The sequence below is a fragment of the Psychromarinibacter sp. S121 genome, from assembly GCF_049801035.1.
Taxonomy (GTDB): domain Bacteria; phylum Pseudomonadota; class Alphaproteobacteria; order Rhodobacterales; family Rhodobacteraceae; genus Psychromarinibacter.
Window position 1 is genome coordinate 518,759 of record NZ_JBNAGE010000003.1, and the last position, 20,720, is coordinate 539,478.

Annotated in this window: 20 protein-coding genes; 19 read left to right on the plus strand and 1 reads right to left on the minus strand. The window is 67.2% G+C overall.

Annotation, left to right across the window (positions count from 1 at the left end; genetic code table 11):
* Positions 1-2: 2 nt before the first annotated feature.
* Positions 3-1,073 carry an ABC transporter ATP-binding protein gene (locus tag ACP156_RS16250; RefSeq protein ID WP_425052405.1) on the plus strand — a complete coding sequence of 357 codons (1,071 nt, stop codon included), beginning with the start codon at positions 3-5 and terminating at the stop codon, positions 1,071-1,073.
* Positions 1,073-2,155, plus strand: coding sequence for an N-acetylglucosamine-6-phosphate deacetylase (locus tag ACP156_RS16255; RefSeq protein ID WP_425052406.1), 1,083 nt, complete (start codon positions 1,073-1,075; stop codon positions 2,153-2,155). Before ACP156_RS16250 ends, ACP156_RS16255 begins: the two co-directional genes overlap by 1 nt.
* A gap of 27 nt (positions 2,156-2,182) precedes the next feature.
* Here the strand turns inward: ACP156_RS16255 and ACP156_RS16260 are convergent, their stop codons facing one another.
* The gene (locus ACP156_RS16260) at positions 2,183-3,508 is read right to left on the minus strand and encodes a DEAD/DEAH box helicase (protein WP_425052407.1); all 1,326 of its coding nucleotides are present in this window, start codon (positions 3,506-3,508) and stop codon (positions 2,183-2,185) included.
* Between the two features lie 341 nt (positions 3,509-3,849).
* Here ACP156_RS16260 and ACP156_RS16265 point away from each other — a divergent pair, with 341 nt between their 5' ends.
* The 17 genes from ACP156_RS16265 (at position 3,850) to ACP156_RS16345 (ending at position 20,719) form a co-directional block, all read left to right on the plus strand.
* Entirely contained in the window at positions 3,850-5,172 is a 1,323-nt protein-coding gene (locus ACP156_RS16265) for a sensor histidine kinase (protein ID WP_425052408.1), read from the plus strand.
* The gene (locus tag ACP156_RS16270; RefSeq protein WP_425052409.1) at positions 5,169-6,158 is read left to right on the plus strand and encodes a HupU protein; all 990 of its coding nucleotides are present in this window, start codon (positions 5,169-5,171) and stop codon (positions 6,156-6,158) included. Before ACP156_RS16265 ends, ACP156_RS16270 begins: the two co-directional genes overlap by 4 nt.
* Complete coding sequence (locus ACP156_RS16275) at positions 6,155-7,585, plus strand: nickel-dependent hydrogenase large subunit (protein WP_425052410.1); 1,431 nt, start codon at positions 6,155-6,157, stop codon at positions 7,583-7,585. Before ACP156_RS16270 ends, ACP156_RS16275 begins: the two co-directional genes overlap by 4 nt.
* Positions 7,586-7,673: 88 nt before the next feature.
* The gene (gene hypF / locus ACP156_RS16280) at positions 7,674-9,908 is read left to right on the plus strand and encodes a carbamoyltransferase HypF (protein WP_425052411.1); all 2,235 of its coding nucleotides are present in this window, start codon (positions 7,674-7,676) and stop codon (positions 9,906-9,908) included.
* Positions 9,909-10,126: 218 nt separating this feature from the next.
* Positions 10,127-11,221, plus strand: a complete 1,095-nt coding sequence (locus ACP156_RS16285; RefSeq protein ID WP_425052412.1) for a hydrogenase small subunit — start codon at positions 10,127-10,129, stop codon at positions 11,219-11,221.
* A gap of 3 nt (positions 11,222-11,224) precedes the next feature.
* Entirely contained in the window at positions 11,225-13,018 is a 1,794-nt protein-coding gene (locus ACP156_RS16290; protein ID WP_425052413.1) for a nickel-dependent hydrogenase large subunit, read from the plus strand.
* Positions 13,019-13,029: 11 nt separating this feature from the next.
* Complete coding sequence (locus ACP156_RS16295) at positions 13,030-13,200, plus strand: hypothetical protein (protein WP_425052414.1); 171 nt, start codon at positions 13,030-13,032, stop codon at positions 13,198-13,200.
* A gap of 4 nt (positions 13,201-13,204) precedes the next feature.
* Entirely contained in the window at positions 13,205-13,981 is a 777-nt protein-coding gene (gene cybH / locus ACP156_RS16300; RefSeq protein WP_425052415.1) for a Ni/Fe-hydrogenase, b-type cytochrome subunit, read from the plus strand.
* Between the two features lie 277 nt (positions 13,982-14,258).
* On the plus strand, positions 14,259-14,867 hold the full coding sequence (locus tag ACP156_RS16305) for a HyaD/HybD family hydrogenase maturation endopeptidase (RefSeq protein ID WP_425052416.1): 609 nt from the start codon (positions 14,259-14,261) through the stop codon (positions 14,865-14,867).
* Positions 14,867-15,178, plus strand: coding sequence for a HypC/HybG/HupF family hydrogenase formation chaperone (locus tag ACP156_RS16310; protein WP_425052417.1), 312 nt, complete (start codon positions 14,867-14,869; stop codon positions 15,176-15,178). Before ACP156_RS16305 ends, ACP156_RS16310 begins: the two co-directional genes overlap by 1 nt.
* A 12-nt stretch (positions 15,179-15,190) precedes the next feature.
* The gene (locus ACP156_RS16315; protein ID WP_425052418.1) at positions 15,191-15,574 is read left to right on the plus strand and encodes a hydrogenase accessory protein; all 384 of its coding nucleotides are present in this window, start codon (positions 15,191-15,193) and stop codon (positions 15,572-15,574) included.
* A gap of 11 nt (positions 15,575-15,585) precedes the next feature.
* Positions 15,586-16,407, plus strand: a complete 822-nt coding sequence (locus tag ACP156_RS16320; RefSeq protein WP_425052419.1) for a hydrogenase expression/formation protein — start codon at positions 15,586-15,588, stop codon at positions 16,405-16,407.
* Positions 16,404-17,198 (plus strand): [NiFe]-hydrogenase assembly chaperone HybE, encoded by a 795-nt coding sequence (gene hybE / locus ACP156_RS16325; RefSeq protein ID WP_425052420.1) that lies wholly within the window; start codon positions 16,404-16,406, stop codon positions 17,196-17,198. The genes ACP156_RS16320 and hybE overlap by 4 nt, the downstream gene beginning before the upstream one ends.
* Positions 17,198-18,082: a hydrogenase expression/formation protein HupK gene (locus ACP156_RS16330; RefSeq protein WP_425052421.1), complete on the plus strand. Its 885-nt coding sequence runs from the start codon at positions 17,198-17,200 to the stop codon at positions 18,080-18,082. Before hybE ends, ACP156_RS16330 begins: the two co-directional genes overlap by 1 nt.
* Positions 18,075-18,416 carry a hydrogenase maturation nickel metallochaperone HypA gene (hypA, locus tag ACP156_RS16335; protein WP_425052422.1) on the plus strand — a complete coding sequence of 114 codons (342 nt, stop codon included), beginning with the start codon at positions 18,075-18,077 and terminating at the stop codon, positions 18,414-18,416. The genes ACP156_RS16330 and hypA overlap by 8 nt, the downstream gene beginning before the upstream one ends.
* Entirely contained in the window at positions 18,416-19,252 is an 837-nt protein-coding gene (hypB, locus tag ACP156_RS16340; protein ID WP_425052423.1) for a hydrogenase nickel incorporation protein HypB, read from the plus strand. The genes hypA and hypB overlap by 1 nt, the downstream gene beginning before the upstream one ends.
* A complete protein-coding gene (locus ACP156_RS16345) occupies positions 19,253-20,719 on the plus strand; it encodes a sigma-54-dependent transcriptional regulator (RefSeq protein WP_425052424.1) in 1,467 nt (488 codons plus the stop codon).
* Position 20,720: the final 1 nt, after the last annotated feature.

The window sequence follows — 20,720 nt, forward strand, 5'->3', positions numbered from 1 at the left end:
CCGTGACCACGATTACCCTTGAGAATATCGGAAAACGGTTCGGCACCACCGACATCTTCCAAGACCTGTCGCTTGCCATGAACTCGGGCGAGTTCGTCGTCTTCGTCGGTCCGTCGGGCTGTGGCAAGTCCACCTTGCTGCGGCTGATCGCGGGGCTGGAGGACGTGACATCCGGCAAGATCTCGATCGACGGACGGGACGTCACCCACACCGCGCCGCACGACCGGGGCCTGTCGATGGTGTTCCAGTCCTACGCGCTGTACCCGCACATGACCGTCCGCCAGAACATCGCCTTCGCGCTGCATACCGAGAAGCTGCCGAAGGCCGAGATCGACGCACGCGTGAACGAGGCGGCGCGGGCGTTGCAGATCGAGCCTTACCTCGACCGCAAGCCCAAGGCCCTGTCCGGCGGCCAGCGCCAGCGCGTCGCCATCGGGCGCGCCATCGTGCGCAAGCCCAAGGCGTTCCTGTTCGACGAACCCTTGTCGAACCTCGACGCCGCGCTGCGGACCGAGACCCGGATCGAGATCGCCGAGCTGCACAAGAGCCTTGACGCGACGATGCTGTACGTCACCCACGATCAGGTCGAGGCGATGACGCTGGCCGACCGTATCGTCGTGCTGAGCGGCGGACGGATCATGCAGGTGGGCACCCCGCACGAGCTGTACACCGCGCCCGCGAACACCTTCGTGGCGCAGTTCATCGGTTCGCCCAAGATGAACCTGCTGCCGGTCGAGACCACCGCGCGCGGCGTCGAACTGAGCGCCGGGAAACCCGCGCTGCCGGTTCCGGTACGGCCCGCAGTGCAGCTTGGCGTGCGGCCGGAAGCGCTGCGCCTCGTCGCGCCGGAAGAGGGGCTGCTGACAGGGAATGTCGCGCTGGCCGAATATCTTGGCGCGGACCTCAGCGTCTATGTCGATACCGAGCACGCGGGGCGCGTGACGCTGCGCGGGCCGGGAACGATGAAGGTCCGCGATGGCGAGACTGTCGGCCTGACCTTCGACACCTCCGAGGCGCACCTGTTCGATGCCGACGGCGATGCGATCCGCGTTGAAATGAAGGCCGCAGCCTGATGCGGATCGGCGCGCGATATCTCTGGTCCGACGGGCGGCTGTGCGAGCAGGCGGTGCTGGACATCGCGGATGGCAGGGTCGTTTCCTGCGGCCCCCGCAACGGCGGCAAGGTGGACCGCGAGGTGCATCTCGCCATGCCAGCCTGCACCGACCTTCAGGTGAATGGCGGCGGCGGTGTCATGGTGAACGATGCCGAGGGCGCGGACGGGCTGCGCACGATTGCCGCCGCGCATCGTGCGCTGGGGACCGGTTGGATCCTGCCCACGGTGATCACCGATGCGCCCGAGGTGCTGGCGGATGCGGTAGACGCCGCCATCGAGACCGCGGGCGAACCGGGGCTGCTGGGACTGCATATCGAAGGCCCGCATCTTGCCGAGCGCCGGCGCGGCACCCACGCCGCGCGCTATATCCGCCCGCTGGACCGGACCACGGTAGACCACGCGCGGGCGCTGAAGGCGGCGGGGCTGCACGTGCTGGTGACGCTGGCGCCCGAACTGGCGGATGCGGACTTGCTGGCCGAACTGGTCGACTGCGGTGCGGTCGTTTCGGCGGGCCACAGCGGCGCGGATTTGCAGCAGGCGCGGGCGGCCTTCGCGGCGGGCGTCAGTTGCGTGACGCACCTGTTCAACGCGATGGATCAGATGACGTCGCGCGCGCCGGGGCTGCTTGGGGCGGCGATCGACTCCGAGGTCTACTGCGGGATTATCGCGGACGGCCTGCACGTCACGCCCGAGATGCTGCGCATCGCGCTTCGGGCGCGGCCTTCGCAGGGGCTGACCTTCGTGGTGTCGGATGCGATGGCGACGGTTGGCGGGCCCGACAGCTTTACCCTCTACGGGCAAGAAATCCGCGCGGTCGACGGGCACCTGATCAATGCCGAGGGCGCCTTTGCAGGGGCGCACGTGGACATGGTGACGTCGCTGGCGAACCTCGTGCGCTTCGGCATCCCTCTGTCGCAGGCGATCCCGATGGTCACCGACATTCCGCGCAAGGTGCTTGGCTTGCCGCCGCAATCGGTGTGCGACGGGTGGGCGGCGGATGATTTGCTGTTGCTGGACCCGGAACTGAAACCGGCGGCCTGAGCCGCCGGTTCTTTACTTTCGCAAGGATCAGGCCGCGCGACGGCGGCCCCGCGACCGGCGACGGCGGTTGCCGTTCGCCCCGTCCGCGTTCGCGGCCTCGGGCTTGCCGCCCTTCGCCTTCGCGCCCTGCGGCTTGCCGCCACGCTTGTGCTGACCACCGCCACCGCCGCCACCGCGACGGTTCGAGGGCTTCCGGCTGCGACCCGAAGGCGCGCCGTTTTCCAGCGGGCTGTCGCCGCTGGCCACCGGAACCTCGATCTTCATCAGCTTCTGGATCTGGTGCAGCAGGTCCGCTTCTTCCGTCGAGCAGAAGGCGATCGCCTCGCCCTCGCGGCCCGCGCGGGCGGTCCGGCCGATGCGGTGGACATAGTTGTCCGGAACCTCGGGCAGGTCGTAGTTGATCACGTAGGCCACGCCGGGAATGTCGATGCCGCGCGCGGCGACGTCGGTGGCGACCAGCGTGGTGATCGAGCCCTCGCGGAACGCTTTGATGGCGCGGTCACGCTGGCCCTGGCTTTTGTTGCCGTGGATCGAGGCGGCGTTGTAGCCGTCCGCGACAAGGCCCTTCATCAGCTTCTCGGCGCCGTGCTTCGTGCGCGAGAACACCAGCGTCAGGGCGTCGGGGTCACGCGACAGGATCTCGCGCAGCTTGCCGGGCTTGCCGGGTTTCTCGACGAAGTGCACCGACTGGGTGATCTTGTCGGCGGCCTTGCCCGGAGGGCTGACCTGCACCCGGCGCGGGTTGTTGAGATAGGCGCGCGACAGTTCCTCCATCTGCTTCGGCATGGTGGCCGAGAACAGCATGGTCTGGCGCGGCGTGCCCAGCTTGGGCGCGATCCGGCGCAGCGCGTGGATGAAGCCTAGGTCCAGCATCTGGTCGGCCTCGTCCAGCACAAGGTGCCGGGTCTGGCCAAGGTCCACGGCGCCGCGGTCCATCAGGTCGATGAGACGGCCGGGGGTCGCCACCAGCACGTCCACGCCGCGGGCGAGCACGCCGATCTGGCGGTTGATCGACTGGCCGCCGACGACCGTGGCGACGAAGATCTTCGAGCCTTCGGTCAGCGGGCGCAGGTTGTCGGCGATCTGGTTCACCAGTTCGCGGGTCGGGGCAAGGATCAGCGCCTTGACCGTCTTGGGCTTCGGCTTGCCGGGCTGCTCCAGCAGCGTGTTGATCAGAGGCAGGCCGAAGGCCAGCGTCTTGCCGGTGCCGGTCTGGGCAAGGCCCAGCACGTCGTGGCCGTCCATCGCAAGCGGGATCGCCTGGTTCTGGATCGGGGTCGGTTCGGTGAGGCCGGCGCGTGCCAGCGCGGCATTAAGGGTCGGCGCAAGGCCGAGCATGTCGAAATCGAGCAAATGTCTTCCTTCATGGCCACGCGGATGTGGCCTATGGACATGGCCGCACACACGTGCGGCCGCGTAGGGTTGGCGCTGGCCTCGGGACGTGCGGGCGTTTCCCGCACCGTCTGGCCGTCGCGTCAGGAACCCTGCGTGATGGGGAACTGAAATCTGTTGTGCGCTGATGGCCCGGTTCCGGTCACGGATGTGGGCGCGGCATGCTCACGCGGCAGCGCAGCGACGTGCCCCACATATCCACATCCCGTACAAAGTCAAGCCACGCCGTTGCGTTCCGGGGCGGGACGGGGCGCGGCGCAGGCCCCTTGTGACGGCGCATCCCGCGACGCTAGAGTGCGCGAATGAGCGAAGCGACGGCCTCCGGTCCCGCCGGCGAGGCGGATATTCTCGACGACGCCTGGGGCGACGTTCTGAACGCCGTTGACCGCACCTACGCGGAACTCGTCGAGTATCAGGAGCGTCTGGAACGGCAGAACGCAGAATTGCACGCGGCGCGGCTATTCATCGAATCCGTTCTGGGCTCTGTAAGCGATATCATGGTGGTGGTGGGCCGCGATGGGAAGATCGAAGAGATCAGCGCGTCTTTCGCGCGCGCGGTCGAGGCCGAGCCGGGCGCGCTGATTGGCCAGCCGCTGTCAGGCTTCTTCACCGGAGACGGCGCGGCGCGTCTTGCCGAGGCGATGAACGACCTGCGGCTGTCGCGCGAAAGCGCAAGCTTCGAGGCCGATCTTGTGACTGCGGAAGGTGCGTTGCCGTTCGACATCAGCCTTGCCGCCCGCCTGTCCGACCGCAGCCGTTTCGAGGGCGCGGTGCTGACCGGGCGTCCGCTGGGCGAATTGCGCCGCGCCTACGCGGAACTGGAACGCAGCCACCGGCAGTTGAAAGAGGCACAAACGCAGCTTGTCCGGAACGAGAAACTCGCCTCGCTCGGCCGCCTGTTGGCGGGGGTGGCGCACGAATTGAACAACCCGATCAGCTTCGTTTACGCCAGCGTCCACGCGCTTGAGAAATACGTGGGCCAGTTCGAGACCTATTTCGAGCGTGTCCAGCAGGGCGCGCCACGGGCGGAACTGGTCCAGCTGCGCGCGGACCTGAAGCTGGAACGCAACCTGCGCAACCTCGCCGAAGCCGTCCACGGTGCGCGGGACGGGGCCGAACGGGTGCGCGACATCGTCGCCGATCTGCGGCGTCTGTCGGCGGAAGGCAGCGGCGAACGGGTGGAGTTCGACCTTGTCGACGTCGCCAAGGTCGCGGCGCGCTGGGTCGAGCGTGGCTCGAAAAGCGGGATCACGGTGCGGTTCACCGGGGCAGAGCGATGCATGGTGCGGGGCGTATCCGGACACGTGCAGCAGATCGTGATGAACCTCGTGCAGAACGGCATGGACGCGCTGGACGGGGTCGAGACGCCGGAATTAAGCATCGACATCGCCTGCACCGAACCGGCTGCGGTGCTGACCGTGCGCGACAACGGACCCGGCGTGCCCGAGGACGTGCGGGCCGCGATTTTCGATCCCTTCTTCACCACCAAGCCCGTGGGCCGGGGCACCGGCCTTGGCCTTTCCATCAGCGCGAAGATCGCCGATGAACATGGCGGGCAGCTGAACCTCGGCGACGGGCCGGGCGGATGCTTCCGGCTGGAATTGCCTTTGGAGACGTCTGAATGAACGTGTTGTGGCTGCAATCCGCTGGATGCGGCGGCTGTACCATGTCGCTGTTGTGCGCAGAGGACCCGAACCTGTTCGACACGCTGGGCGACGCGGGCGTCTCGTTCCTGTGGCACCCGGCGCTGTCGGTCGAAACGGGGGCAGAGGTGGCCGCGATCCTGAAGGCGGTCGAGACGGGCGAGTTGCCGCTGGACGTGCTGTGCGTTGAGGGCTCGATCGTCACCGGCCCGAAAGGTACCGGCAAATATCACATGCTGTCCGGCACCGGACGCGCGATGCTGGACTGGGTGCGGGCGCTGGCGCCGATGGCCCGGCACGTGGTCGCCGTGGGCTCTTGCGCGGCGTACGGCGGGATCACCGCGGCGGGCGGCAACCCGGCCGGGGCCATCGGGTTGCAGTACGATGGCCACCACACCGGCGGCGCGCTGCCCGACGACTTTCGCAGCCGGTCCGGCCTTCCGGTGATCAACGTCGCGGGATGCCCGACCCACCCGGCCTGGGTGACGGAAACGCTGCTGCTGCTGGCGGCGGACCTGATGGGCGAGGGCGATCTCGACCGCTACCGGCGGCCGCGCTTCTACGCGGACCACCTTGTCCACCACGGCTGCACCAAGAACGAGTATTACGAGTACAAGGCCAGCGCCCGCGAGTTGTCGGAACTGGGCTGCATGATGGAGCACCTGGGATGCGTCGGCACGCAGGCGGTGGGCGACTGCAACATCCGGCCCTGGAACGGCGAAGGCTCTTGCACCCGCGGCGGCTATCCCTGCATTGCCTGCACCTCGCCTGAGTTCGAGGAACCCGGCCACAGCTATACCGAGACGCCGACCATCGCGGGCATTCCCGTGGGCCTTCCCTCGGACATGCCGAAAGCGTGGTTCATGGCGCTGGCGTCGCTGTCGAAAGCGGCCACGCCGAAACGGATCGACGTGAACGCACATTCCGACCGCATCCGCGTCGCCCCGGCCCCGAAGCGCGAGAAATGAGCGAACGTCAGCTTCTGGTCGGGCCGTTCAACCGGGTCGAGGGCGATCTGGAGATCAGGCTGGAGGTCGCGGACGGGCGGGTCTCGGCGGCCTATGCCAACTCGCCGCTGTTCCGGGGCTTCGAGATGATGCTGACGGGCCGCGATCCGCGCGACGCACTGACGATCACGCCACGGATCTGCGGGATTTGCTCGATCAGCCAGTCGGCGGCGGCCGCGCTGGCGCTGGCCGACGCCTCGGGCGCCGAGATGCCGGAACAGGGCGCGCTGGCGGCGTCGCTGCTGCACGGGGTCGAGAACCTTGCCGACCACGTCACCCACTTCGCGCTGTTCTTTATGCCCGACATGGCCCGCCCGGCCTATGCGGGCCGCCCGTGGCACGCCCGCGCGGTGGCGGAGTTCACGGCGCAGCAGGGCTCGGTCGCGCGGGCGCTGGTCGAGGCGCGGGCGCGGCTGTTTCACATCGTCGGGCTTCTGGGCGGCAAGTGGCCTCACACGCTTGCGATCCAGCCGGCGGGCGTCACGCGGACACCGGACGCGCGCGACAAGGTGCGCATCCAGACCACCCTGCGGGCATTCCGCCGGGTACTGGAACAACAGATGTTCGGCGCGCCGCTGGAAGACTTCGTGGCGCTGGAGACCGTCGCGGCGCTGGACGGCTGGGACCGGGGCGCGGCGGGGCTGTTCCTTGAGATCGCGGCGGACCTCGGGCTGGCCGCGATGGGGCGCGGCACCGGGCGCTACCTGTCGGCGGGGGCCTATCCTATGCCCGAGGGCCGTGCGACGCGCGCCGGGGTGTGGGACGCGGGCGAGGTGCGGCCCTTCGATCCGTCCGGGGTGGTCGAGGACCTGAGCCACGCCTGGATGCTGGGCGGCGCGGCGCACCCGTCGCAAGGCGTGACCGAATCGGACGAGGACATGCGCGACGGCGCCTATTCGTGGTGCAAGGCGCCCCGGCTGGAAGGTCGCACCGTCGAGGTCGGTGCGCTGGCGCGGCAGGTGGTCGATGGCCATCCGCTCGCGCTGGCGCTGGCGGCGGAAGCCGGCGTGCGGGCGCGGATCGCGGGGCGGCTGCTGGAAATCGCCCGGACGCAGATCTGGCTGGAGGACTGGGCGGCGCGGCTCGACCCATCGGCGCGGTTCATGGGAACGTGGGAGGTGCCGAAGGACGGCGCGGGCGTCGGTCTGGTAGAGGCCGCGCGCGGCACGCTGGGGCATTGGCTGAGCATCGGCAAGGGAACCATCGCGGGCTACCAGATCGTCGCGCCGACAACGTGGAACTTCTCGCCCCGCGACGCGGGCGGGGTGCCGGGGCCGGTCGAGGCGGCGCTGGTCGGCGCGCCTGTGGGCGCGGAGGAGACCACGCCGCTGTCGGTGCAACATATCGTGCGGAGCTTCGACCCCTGCATGGTTTGTACGGTCCACTGATGCCGGTCTGCGCGGAGGGCCGGGTGGTGGGGGCTCTGCCCCCGTCCTGCGGACTCCCCCGAGGTATTTTGAAAGAGAAGAAGAAGCGGTGAACGGGCTGCGGATCCGGGTGCGGGGACAGGTGCAGGGCGTGGGGTTCCGGCCCTTCGTATGGCAGCTTGCCCGCCGGATGGGCGTGACCGGTGAGGTGTTGAACGACGCCGAGGGGGTGCTGATCTTCGCGGCGGGCGCGGATCTGGACGGGTTCGTGGCGGCGCTGTCGGACGAGGCGCCGCCCTTGTCGCGGGTGGATGCGGTGGAGTGCGCTTCGTGCGAGGTGGGTGTTGCGGACGCGTTCGTGATCGCGGCCTCGGGTGGACCGGGGGCCGAGACGCGGGTGACGCCGGACGCGGCGACCTGTGCGGATTGCGCGGACGAGATCCGGGGCGACGGGCGGCGCCGCGGCTATGCCTTCACCAACTGCACCAACTGCGGGCCACGGTTCACGATCCTGACCGGGCTGCCCTATGACCGGGCGCAGACCACGATGGCGCCCTTCGCCATGTGTCCGGACTGCCGTGCCGAATACGAAGACCCGGCGGATCGCCGCTTTCATGCCCAGCCCGTCGCCTGTCCGGCCTGCGGGCCACGGGTGTGGTTCGAGCGGGACGCGGGCGAGGGTCAGGGGGACGCCGTGGCGTTGGCGGCTGCGGCGATCCTTGGCGGCGAGATCGTTGCGGTCAAGGGTCTGGGCGGGTTCCATCTGTGCTGCGACGCGACAAACGGGGCGGCCATGGCGGCTTTGCGGACCCGGAAGCGGCGGCCGGGCAAGCCCTTTGCGCTGATGGCTCCGCTGGCGCTGGTCCGGCAGTATGCCATGGTCTCGGCGGCGGAGGAGGCGTTGCTGTGCGACCCTGCCGCGCCGGTTGTATTGCTGGAGAAGTCCGGGGCGGCGTTGCCCGATGCGGTCGCGCCGGGGCAGGGAACGCTGGGGTGGATGCTGCCCTATACGCCACTGCATCATCTGCTGCTGGATGCGATGGCGCGGCCTTTGGTGATGACCAGCGGCAACCTGTCGGGCGAGCCACAGGTGATCGGCAACCACGAGGCGCGGGAGAAACTCGGGGCCTTCGCGGATGCCTTCGTCATGCACGACCGCGACATCGCGCGGCGGCTGGATGACGGGGTGGAGCGGATCGGACCCGCCGGGCCGATGACCCTGCGCCGGGCGCGGGGGCGGGTGCCGGGGACGCTGCCTTTGCCTCCCGGGTTTCCCGACCGTCAGGTGGTGGCCTATGGCGGGCAGATGAAGGCGGCGATCTGCCTTGTGAAAAACGGGCAGGCGTTGCTGGGCCATCATCTTGGCGAGCTGGACGAGGCCCTGACATGGGAGGCGTTTCTTCAGGCCGACGCGGATTATGCGGCGCTGTTCGACCATGCGCCCGACGCGGTGGCGACGGATCTGCATCCGGATTTTCGTGCCACGCGCCATGGCGTCGAGCGGGCGGAGGCCGAGGGATTGCGGCATGTTTCCGTGCAGCATCACCACGCGCATATGGCCGCCTGCATGGCAGAGAACGCGTGGCCGCTGGACGGCGGGCCGGTCGTGGGGATCGTGCTGGATGGGACCGGGCTTGGGTCGGACGGAACCGTATGGGGCGGCGAGGTGCTGCTGGGCGGCTACCGGTCGGTCGAGCGGCGCGCCTGGCTGCGGCCGGCGCCGTTGGTGGGTGGCGATCTGGCCGCGCGAGAGCCGTGGCGCAACGCGCTGGTGCGGCTGGATCAGGCGGGGCTGTCGGACTGGGCGGATGCGCTGTTCGCCGACAAGCCACTGGTGCTGGCGCGGCAGGCTGCGGCAAGCGGGCTGAACACGCCGGCAAGCTCTTCGGTGGGGCGGTTGTTCGATGCCGTTGCCGCCTGCCTGGGGGTCTGTCCGGACGTACAGACCTACGAAGGCGAGGCGGCCATGCGGCTGGAGGCGCTGCCTCCGTACGCGGGGCTGGTACGCTTTGCGTCGCGGGGCCACGAGATCGATCCGGCACCGTTCTTCGCAGAGTTGCGAGAAAGCCTTTCACTGGGGGCGTCGGCGGCCTACGGGGCCGCCCTGTTCCACAACTCCCTGGCGGCCGCGTTCGCGCGCGAGGCACGAAGGCTCGTCGAAACGGGTGAGGCCGCGGCGGTGGCGCTGTCGGGCGGCTGCTTCCAGAACGCGCGACTGCTTGCCGAGACGCTGCGGTGTCTTGAGGGCGTGCCGGTTCTGGTCCACCGCGCGACGCCGGCCAATGACGGAGGGCTTGCCTTCGGTCAGGCGATGGTCGCGCTGGCGCAGATGGAAAGCGACTGATCACCCGGTCTTCCGCGCGGCAAGTTGCATTCCGATCCGCGCTGTCCTTTTGGATCGAAATATCCGCGCAACCGACTGACCTGCCGGGCTTTTCCGGTGCGCGCGGATTTTCCGGAACCGCCCCCTTCGCACACCGTCGCATACCGTCATGATGACCGAACCCGCGCGGGCGCTCTGTCGCCCTGCGCATGGCAAACGGAAAGAGGGAGGGTCGCGTTTTGAGTCAGATCGAGACGTTCTACGAGGTCATGCGGAGCCAGGGCATCACCCGGCGCAGTTTCATGAAATACTGCTCGCTGACCGCCGCCGCGCTGGGGCTGGGTCCGGCCTTCGTGCCCAAGATCGCGCATGCGATGGAAACCAAGCCGCGCACGCCGGTGATCTGGGTGCATGGGCTGGAATGCACCTGTTGCTCGGAAAGCTTCATCCGCTCGGCGCACCCGCTGGCAAAGGATGTCGTGCTGTCGATGATCTCTCTCGACTACGACGACACGCTGATGGCGGCTGCCGGGCATCAGGCAGAGGCGGCGCTGGAAGACACCATCCAGAAGTACAAGGGCAACTACATCCTCGCGGTCGAGGGCAACCCGCCGCTGAACGAGGACGGCATGTTCTGCATCGTGGGCGGCAAGCCGTTCGTGGAACAGCTGCGCCATGCGGCCAAGGACGCAAAGGCGATCATCAGCTGGGGTGCCTGTGCGTCCTATGGCTGTGTGCAGGCGGCCAAGCCGAACCCGACGCAGGCGACGCCGGTCCACAAGGTCATCACCGACAAGCCGATCATCAAGGTGCCGGGCTGCCCGCCCATCGCCGAGGTGATGACCGGCGTGATCACCTACATGCTGACCTTCGACCGGCTGCCAGAGCTTGACCGGCAGGGGCGGCCGAAAATGTTCTACAGCCAGCGCATCCACGACAAGTGCTATCGCCGCCCGCATTTCGACGCCGGCCAGTTCGTCGAGGCGTGGGACGACGAGAACGCGAAGAAGGGCTACTGCCTGTACAAGATGGGCTGCAAGGGTCCGACCACCTACAACGCCTGTTCGACCGTGCGCTGGAACGAGGGCGTCAGCTTCCCGATCCAGTCGGGCCATGGCTGCATTGGCTGTTCCGAAGACGGCTTCTGGGATCAGGGGGCGTTCTACGACCGTGTGACCGACCTGACCCAGTTCGGGGTCGAGGCGAATGCAGACCAGATCGGCATGGCCGCCGCGGGCGTCGTCGGCGGCGGCATCGCGCTGCACGCGGCGGTCTCGGCTTTGAAATCCGCACAGAAAAAGACGCAGGACAAGCCTGCCAGCGAGGAGGTCTAATAGATGGTCATCCAAACACCCAACGGCTTCACGCTGGACAACTCCGGCAAGCGCGTCGTGGTCGATCCGGTGACCCGGATCGAGGGCCACATGCGCTGCGAGGTGAACGTCGACGACGACAACATGATCACCAACGCGGTCAGCACCGGCACCATGTGGCGGGGGCTTGAGGTCATTCTGAAGGGCCGTGACCCGCGTGACGCCTGGGCCTTCACCGAGCGGATCTGCGGCGTCTGCACCGGCACCCACGCGCTGACCAGCGTGCGGGCGGTCGAGGATGCGCTGGGCATCACGATCCCGGACAACGCGAACTCGATCCGCAACATCATGCAGCTGAACCTGCAGATCCACGACCACGTCGTTCACTTCTATCACCTGCACGCGCTGGACTGGGTGAACCCGATCAACGCGCTGAAGGCAGACCCGAAGGCGACGTCCGAGTTGCAGCAGACCGTCGGTCCGAACCACCCGCTGTCGTCGCCGGGCTATTTCCGCGACGTGCAGAACCGGCTGAAGAAGTTCGTGGAGTCCGGCCAGCTTGGCCTGTTCAAGAACGGCTACTGGGACAACCCGGCCTACCTTCTTCCGCCCGAGGCGGACCTGATGGCCACGACCCACTATCTCGAGGCGCTGGACCTGCAGAAAGAGATCGTGAAGGTTCACACGATCTTCGGCGGCAAGAACCCGCATCCGAACTGGCTGGTGGGCGGCGTTCCGTGCCCGATCAACATCGACGGCACCGGTGCCGTGGGCGCGATCAACATGGAAAGGCTGAACATGGTGTCGTCGATCATCGACAAGTGCATCGAGTTCAACAAGAACGTCTATCTGCCCGACGTGAAGGCGATCGGCGGTTTCTACAAGAACTGGCTGTACGGCGGCGGGCTGTCGTCGAAGGCTTGCCTTGCCTATGGGGACATCCCCGAGAACGCGAACGACTTCTCGCCCGAGCAGCTTCACCTGCCGCGCGGCGCGATCATCGACGGCGATCTGTCGACGGTGCATGACGTGGATCAGCGCGATCCCGAGCAGATCCAGGAGTACGTGGATCACTCGTGGTACACCTACGGCGAGCCCGGAAAGGGCCTGCATCCCTGGGACGGCGTGACCGAGGCGCAGTACGAGCTTGGCCCCAACGCCAAGGGTACCCGCACCAACATCGAGGAGCTGGACGAGGCCGCGAAATACTCGTGGATCAAGGCGCCCCGGTGGAAGGGGCACGCGATGGAGGTCGGGCCGCTGGCGCGTTACATCGTGGGTTACGCCAAGGGTCACGAAGAGATCAAGGATCAGGTCGACGGCCTTCTGCGCGACATGGACCTGCCGCTGGACGCGGTGTTCTCGACTCTGGGCCGCACCGCGGCGCGGGCGCTGGAATCCGAGTACTGCGGACGGCTGCAGAAGCACTTCTTCGACAAGCTGGTAAGGAACTGCATCAACGGCGACACCGCCACCGCGAACGTCGAGAAATGGGACCCGTCCACCTGGCCGAAAGAGGCCAAGGGCGTGGGCGCCACCGAGGCGCCGCGCGGCGCGCTGGGGCACTGGGTGCGGATCAAGGACGGCCGTATCGAGAACTATCAGTGCGTGGTCCCGACGACGTGGAACGGGTCTCCGCGCGACACCGCAGGCAACATCGGCGCCTTCGAGGCTTCGCTGATGTACACCAAGGTCGAGCGTCCGGAAGAGCCGGTAGAGATCCTGCGGACTCTGCACAGCTTCGACCCGTGCCTTGCCTGCTCGACCCACGTGATGTCGCCGGACGGCGACGAACTGGCCAACGTCAAGGTGCGCTGAGGGAGGACACCATGAAACACGCAATCGCAGTCTACATGGCCACCGCCGGTGCGGCGCTGGCGCATCCGGGGCACGGCGCGCTGGAGGGCGCCGCGCACTGGGTCCTGTCGCCGCTGCATGGTCTGGGCCTTGTCGTTCTGGCTGGCGTTCTGTGGGCGCTTCAGGCGCGCCGCAAGGAGTGACGCCATGCCGGAGGACACGATCCACAAAACGAACGTCCACGTCGACCCGCTGGTCAGCTCACAGCTGACCGGCGACGCGACCAAGGCAGACATCGAGTCGATCCGCCGGCGCACCAGCGTCTTCGTCTACGAGTGGCCGGTGCGGCTTTGGCACTGGGTCAACGCGGCGCTGATCATGATCCTGATCGGGTCCGGCTGGCTGATCGCCACGCCATTGCCGACAATGAACTTCGCCGAGGCGACGCATCAGTTCGTCATGGGCTATATCCGGTTCGCGCATTTCGTGGCCGGGCAGCTTCTGACGGTCGCGTTCCTTGGGCGGATCTACTGGGCCTTCGTCGGCAACCACCACGCCAAGCAGCTGTTCTACGTGCCCGTTTGGCGCAAGGCATGGTGGCGCGAGATGTTCCACGAACTGAAGTGGTACGCTTTCATCGCCAAGACGCCGAAGAAGTATGTCGGTCACAACCCGCTGGCGCAGGTCGCGATGTTCTTCTTCATGACGATCGGCATCACCTTCATGCTGCTGACCGGCTGGGCGTTGTATGCCGAGGGCGCAGGGCAGGGGTCTTTGCCCGACCTCGCGATGGGATGGCTTATCGCGTTGGTGGGGAACACGCAGATCCTGCACTCGATCCATCACCTCGGGATGTGGTTCATCGTCATCTTCATGATGATCCATATTTACGCAGCGATCCGCGAGGACATCATGAGCCGTCAGTCGATGGTCTCGACGATGATCTCGGGCACCCGCACCTTCAAGGACGACCTCCCCGACTGATCCGCTTCCGACACGGGGCGGATCTGGAACGGACCCTTCGGGGTCCGTTCTTCGTTGTGGTTAGGTAGTTTTCATAATGGTATAGAATTGGAAGGTAAGATGCCGGTAGGTCTGCGGTGATTAGGGTGTGGTAAGCGGAAAGGTTATGTAAATTCAGTGCGTTGACCTGATTTCGCCGGGTGCGGCAGAATCGCTGCCAGCACCGGTTCTAAACCGTAGGATGGGTTTCCACAGGACGCGAGCGGAGGGGCTCGTGGAAGACGCGAGGGAGGGAGCGATGACGCGCAGGGCGCTGATCCTGGGTATCGGAAACGTACTTTGGGCCGACGAAGGCTTTGGCGTGCGCTGCGTCGAGCGGCTGGCCGAGACCCTTTCATACGGACCAGAAGTCACGGTGCTGGATGGCGGTACGCAAGGTCTTTACCTGCTGCCCTTCCTCGAAGAAGCCGACGTGATGGTGGTGTTCGATGCCGTCGACTATGGCCTTGAACCCGGCACGATGAAGGTCGTCGAAGGCGACGAGGTTCCGGCCTTCATGGGCGCCAAGAAGATGTCGCTGCACCAGACCGGCTTTCAGGACGTGATCGCGACGGCGCAGTTGATGGGCTACTGCCCGGCGGAACTGGTGCTGATCGGCTGCCAGCCGGAAGAACTGGAAGACTACGGCGGGGGATTGCGGGCCATAACCGCCGCCCGCATCCCCGAAGCCGTGACCATCGCCCGCGACTGGCTGGCGGCGCGCGGCTTCGAGGCGACCGAGGGCCGGACCGAAACCCCCGACCTCGCCGATGCCTCGATCCGGCAAGACGCCTACGAAACTGGCCGCCCCAGCGAGGACGAGGCCTGCCGCACCGGCGACGACCGCTTCTTCCCGGAGCGCGCCTGATGTGCGTCGGCATTCCGGTGCAGATCCTGTCGGTGGACGGGATCGCGGGCACCACGGCTTATGGCGAGATGGTGGACCTGTCGCTGACCGGGCCGGTCGCGCCGGGGACATGGGTGCTGACCCATCTGGGCAGCGCGCGCGAGGTCATCTCGGCCGAGGAGGCGCGGTTGATCTCGGCGGCGCTGGACGGGCTGAAAGCGGTGATGGGCGGCGGCGATGCCGGTGCGGCCTTCGCCGATCTGGACAACAGAACGCCACAACTGCCGCCGCATCTGGAAGCGGCGCGCGCGGCTGGCAAGACCGAAGCTTAGGGAGGCAGGCAAATGGGACATCCCCTGATCGACAGACTGACGGACGAGCTGGGCTGGCCCCGGCTGACCACCCGCGAGGAACTCGCGGCATTCACCGAGACCGGCGTGACCGCGCTTTTCCTGCCGGGCGATCCGCGCCGGAACCTTGAAAGCGCGGATGTGGCTGTGATCCTGCCCGAGCTGCGCATCGCCTTCCAGCGCGCCTTTGACTGCGCGGTCGTGGACGACGCCATCGAAGCGCAGTTGCGCGAAGAGACCCGCGTGTTGAAGACGCCCAGCGTGATCTTCTACCGCGACGGCCAGTTCCTTGGCGGTATCCCCAAGGTGCGCGACTGGGACGACTACATCGCGCGCATCCCGCAGATCCTGTCCGCCGAACCGGCCAACGCCGCCTAAGGAGCATTCGCATGGTACAGAACTTCCACATGCCCCCGATGGGCTTCGGCCCCGGCTCTCAGCCCGAAGAGGAAGAGACGCTGGAATATATGTCGCTGCCGCAGGACATGCGCACCTTCAGCGCGCCGTTCCCCGAGGTCGACGACCGCACCGCGCTGGCTCCGGCGCTGCAACTGATGGGCCTTGTGGCGGACGCCGCCGACCGGGTGGCGCAAGGCGGCGCGCCCGAGCGGTTCGATCTGTCGCAGCTCGACGCCGCCAACCGCCGGCTGGTGGCCGAAACGATGGGCGAGGGCGAAGTCGCGATGAAGATCCGCGGCATCCCCGCGGTCCGCGTGCAGGAAAGCGTCTTCGCGGGTGTCTGGGGTCTTCAGGGCGCGGGCGTTGACGCCATCGAGGTCGCCACTGTCCCGCAGCAATCCCGCGACCGCGCGTTCGAGCCGGTTCGTCCGATGTCCGATCAGAAGGCCGGGGCAGGGGTGGTCAACGCGCCCTCGCTGTTGGCCGAACTGGTGGACAAGTCGGCGGCGTTTGACGGCGAGTTGCACGTCGTGAACCTGACGCTGCTGCCGCATACCGAGGAAGACCTTGCTTGGCTGGATGCGCGGATGGGCGAGGGGTCGGTCGATATCCTTTCGCGCGGCTATGGCAACTGCCGCGTCCGCTCGACCGCGATGCGCCATGTGTGGAGGGTGCAGTTCTACAACTCGATGGACACGCTGATCCTCGACACCTTCGAGGTCACCGGCATGCCCGAGGTCGCGCTGGCCGCGCCCGAGGATCTGTCCGACAGCGCGGAACGCCTGCGCGAAGTGCTGGAGGCGGTGCGATGAGCTTCGAAGGCAGCTATCTGGGCGCCAACGACCGCATCAGCGCCGCCGCGGTGATGGAGTGCAAGATCTGCTGGACGCCCTACGATCCGGCGGAAGGCGACGACTATCGGCAGGTCGAGGCGGGGACGCCCTTCACGGACCTGCCCGAAGACTGGTCCTGCCCGAACTGTGATGCGCCGAAAGAGCAGTTCATGGTGCTGGAAGATCCCGGTGCGGACGCGCTGATCGAGGCGGCGCGCGTTGCAGAGGCGACCGACCGGCTGGTTGCGGATTTCCGCGAGGTCTACCACGCCAAGATGCGCGACGTGCCCATCGTCAACAAGGCGCTGCATGTCGAGGCCGTGGGCTTTCGCAAGCAGGGCGACACCATCCTTGGCGTGTTGGTCAGCCCGTGGTTCATGAACCTCGTGATGATGCCGGACGGGCAGGACTGGTCCGGGCTGAGGGCGGGCGAGAAAGAGGTGATCGCGTTCCCCTCGGGCGACTACGAGTTCATCCACAACACGCGCGAACTGACCGGCGGCTACAAGGCTTGCTCGCTGTTCTCGCCGATGGCGGACTTCACCACCCAAAAGCAGGCGACAGACGTGGCCCGCGCGGTGATGGTGGCCTTGTTCGACGAGGCCAACCGCGACGACACCGACCGTGCCGCCGACATCCGCGCGACGCGCGAGGCAGAGCTTGCGGCGGTCGAGGCGGCGGAAGAGGCCGAGACGCAGCCGGTGCTGCCCGAGGAACCCAGCCGCCGGGCGGTCATTACCGCCGGCATGTCGGGCGCCGGAGAGGGCTGATGCGGCACGAGGGCGGCATCGCTTCCCGGCTGACCGCCGTCGCCGCCCCGGCTTTGCCGGTCGCGCGGCACGTGGCCGGGCGCAGCGCCGACGAGGTTCTGACGCTGCTGCCGCGTCTGTTCAACCTGTGCCGCGCGGCGCAGGGCGCGGGGATCGCCGCCGCATTGGGGCGTCCGTTCGACGCGGGCGGTATCGCGCGGGAATGCCTGCGCGACCACCTGATGAAATTCCACGTGACCTGGCCGGGCTACTTCGGCCATCCGCCCGTGGCTTTGCCCGCCGACTGGCAACTGGGTGGCGCCGGTCTGATGCGGGCGCTGTTTGGCGCGGCGCAGGCTCCGGCGACGATGGACGCGTTCGAGGCGTTCCTGTCGTCTGCCTCGCCGCTGGTGCAGCCGTTGCGCCTGATCCGCGACAGCTTCGCCCCGCACGAGGCGGTGGCCGAGGGCCTGCCGCAGGTCACGTTCCGGTCGATCTGGCAAACTGCACCGTTCGAGAACTCGGTCGCGGGCCGCCATGCGGGGCACCCGGTCATGGTGGCGCTGGGCAACAGCTACGGTCGCGGACCCCTGTGGCGCGCGGCGGCGCGGCTTTACGATATCGAGGCGGCGGCGCTGGGCCGGCTGCCCGAGGTGGACTGCCAGCACGGTGCCGCGATGGTCCCGGCTGCACGCGGTGCCTATGGCATCCGTATCGAACTGGACGGCGACGTGGTCACGGACATTGCCCGTGTCACGCCCACCGACGCGCTGCTGGCAGAGGGCGGTATCCTCGACCGCACGCTTGCCTCGCTTCCGGCGATCCGGCAGGGATTGGCTCCGCTGGTGCTGGATATCCTCGACCCGTGCAGCCCGGTGCGGCTGCGGGAGGCAAGCGATGCATGAGATGTCCCTGTGCGAAGGTATCCGCCGCGTGGTGGATCAGGCCGCCGCGTCGGACGAGATTGCGCGGGTGACGCGCGTGCGGCTGGAGATCGGCCGGTTCGCGGGCGTCGAAAAGCACGCGCTGACCTTCGCATGGGACATCGTGATGAAGGGGTCCAAGGCCGAGGGCGCGGCGCTGGAGATGATCGATCTGCCGGGCGTGGCGCTGTGCTACGACTGCATGAAGCAGGTCGAGATCGCCGACCGGCTGGACCCGTGCCCCGACTGCGGCGGCGGCAAGCTGATGCCGGAGGGAGGAGACGAAATGCGGATCAAGGATATGGAGGTGATCTGATGTGCACTGTTTGCGGATGCGGGGACGGCAAGGTCGAGGGGCACCATCACCACGGTGACGGCCATGCGCATCACCACCACCATCATGATCACGGGCATCACCACCACGGCCACGACATTCATTTCGGCCACGGCGCCGCCGGGGTCGAGGTGCCGGGCATAAGCCAGGAACGCCTGATCGAGATCGAGACGGGCATCCTGTCCGAGAACGACCGCCATGCGCAGGTCAACCGCCGTCGTCTGGCCGATCTGGGAGCTTACGCGGTCAACCTCGTCTCGTCGCCGGGTTCGGGCAAGACCACGCTTCTGTGCGCCACCATCCGCGCGATGACCGGCCCGGTTGCCGTGATCGAAGGCGACCAGCAGACCACCAACGACGCCGACCGCATCCGCGAGACGGGCGCCCCCGCCTGTCAGGTCAACACCGGCAAGGGATGCCATCTTGACGGGCACATGGTCGGACACGCGCTGGATCACCTTGGCATCGGGCAAGACACCACGCTGTTCATCGAGAATGTCGGCAACCTCGTTTGCCCCGCCGCCTTTGATCTGGGCGAGGATGCGAAGGTCGCGATCCTGTCGGTGACCGAGGGCGAGGACAAGCCGCTGAAATACCCCGATATGTTCACCGCCGCGCGGCTGGCGCTGCTGAACAAGGTCGATCTCGCGCCGCATTGCGACGTCGATCTTGACCTGTACGAAGCCAACCTTCGCCGGGTGAACCCCGGCATCGAGATCATACGCACCTCGGCCCGCACCGGCGAGGGGCTGGACGCATGGATCGGCTGGCTGGCCTCGGAAGCCGCTGCCAAGCGCCGTAAGACGGCGGCCGAGTAGATGCCCGATCCGATTCAAACCGTCCTTGTCGTCGATGACGAGCCGCATTCCGTGGCCGCCATGCGGATGGCTTTGGAGGACGACTTCAACGTGCTGGAAGCCGCGAACGCCGAAGAGGCGTGGCGGCTGATGGAAGACCACTGGGTGCAGGTGCTGATCTCGGACCAGCGTATGCCGGACAAGACCGGGATAGAGCTGTTGACCGAGGTGCGGGACCGCTGGCCCGAGACCGTGCGGATCATCGTTACCGGCTATACCGAGACGAACGACATGATTCAGGCGATCAACGACGCCGGGATCTACCAGTTCATCACCAAGCCGTGGCACCCGGACCAGTTGCTGATGGCCGTGCGAAACGCCACCCGGCTTTTTTCGCTGGCCCGTGATCACGAGCGCATCACGCTGGAGATGCGCTATCTCGGGAACACCGCGAGCCGCAAGCTGGAGGAACGCCGCCGCATCGCGCAGGCGGGCCTTGGCTTTGACCACGTGCTGCGCGGGCCGAACTCTCCGCTGAACGCCACCATCGGGCTGGCGCGGCAGTATGCGAGCTTCGACGTTCCGGTGCTGATCACGGGCGAGCCGGGTACCGGCAAGACCGACATGGCGCGGGCGATGCACTATGGCAGCCTGCGCGCCGACCGGCCGTTCTTTGAACTGAACTGCGCGGGTCTTTCAGACGAGGTGCTGGCCGCCGAGCTGTTTGGCATGAAGCGCGGCGCGGTGCCGGGGATGGCGCAGACCAAGGTGGGTCTGTTCCAGAAGGCGGACCGGGGAACGCTGTTCCTGAACGGGATCGACACGCTGTCGGACGCGATGCAGATCGCGCTGCTGCGGATCGCACAGGAAGGCGCGTTCCAGCCCGTCGGCGGGCACGAGACGCTGACGACCGGCGTGCGGCTACTGACCGGTTCGCATTGCGACCTGCGCGAGAAGGCGGATGACGGCGTGTTCCGGCAGGATCTGTATCACGCGCTGGCCGTGGTCGAGTTGCAGGTGCCACCCTTGAGGGCGCGCGGCGATGACGTGGCGATCCTTGCGGAACGGTTCCTGCACGATATCGCGCAGGAGCACGGCAAGCCGGTGCGCGGGATGGCGAAGCCTGCCCTGGACTTCCTCGCGGGCTATGACTGGCCCGGCAACATGCCCGAGCTTCGCAACGAGGTGACGCGGATGCTGATCCTTGCGCAGGACATGACGCTGGGGCCCGAACTGATCTCGCGCCACATCCTGCAATCGGGGCCGAAGGGCGCCACGCCAGTTGCGGGCGACGTGTGCAGGCTGGAAGGCACGTTGAAAGAGCGGGTCGAGCTGATGGAGATGCGCATCCTTGGCGAGACGCTGACCCGGCTCAAGTGGAACAAGTCCAAAGCGGCGACCGAACTGGGTCTGTCGCGGGTGGGTCTGCGGGCAAAGCTCGACCGCTACGGAATCGAGCCGCACGCAGCGGTGTCGGAGGAGGACTGAC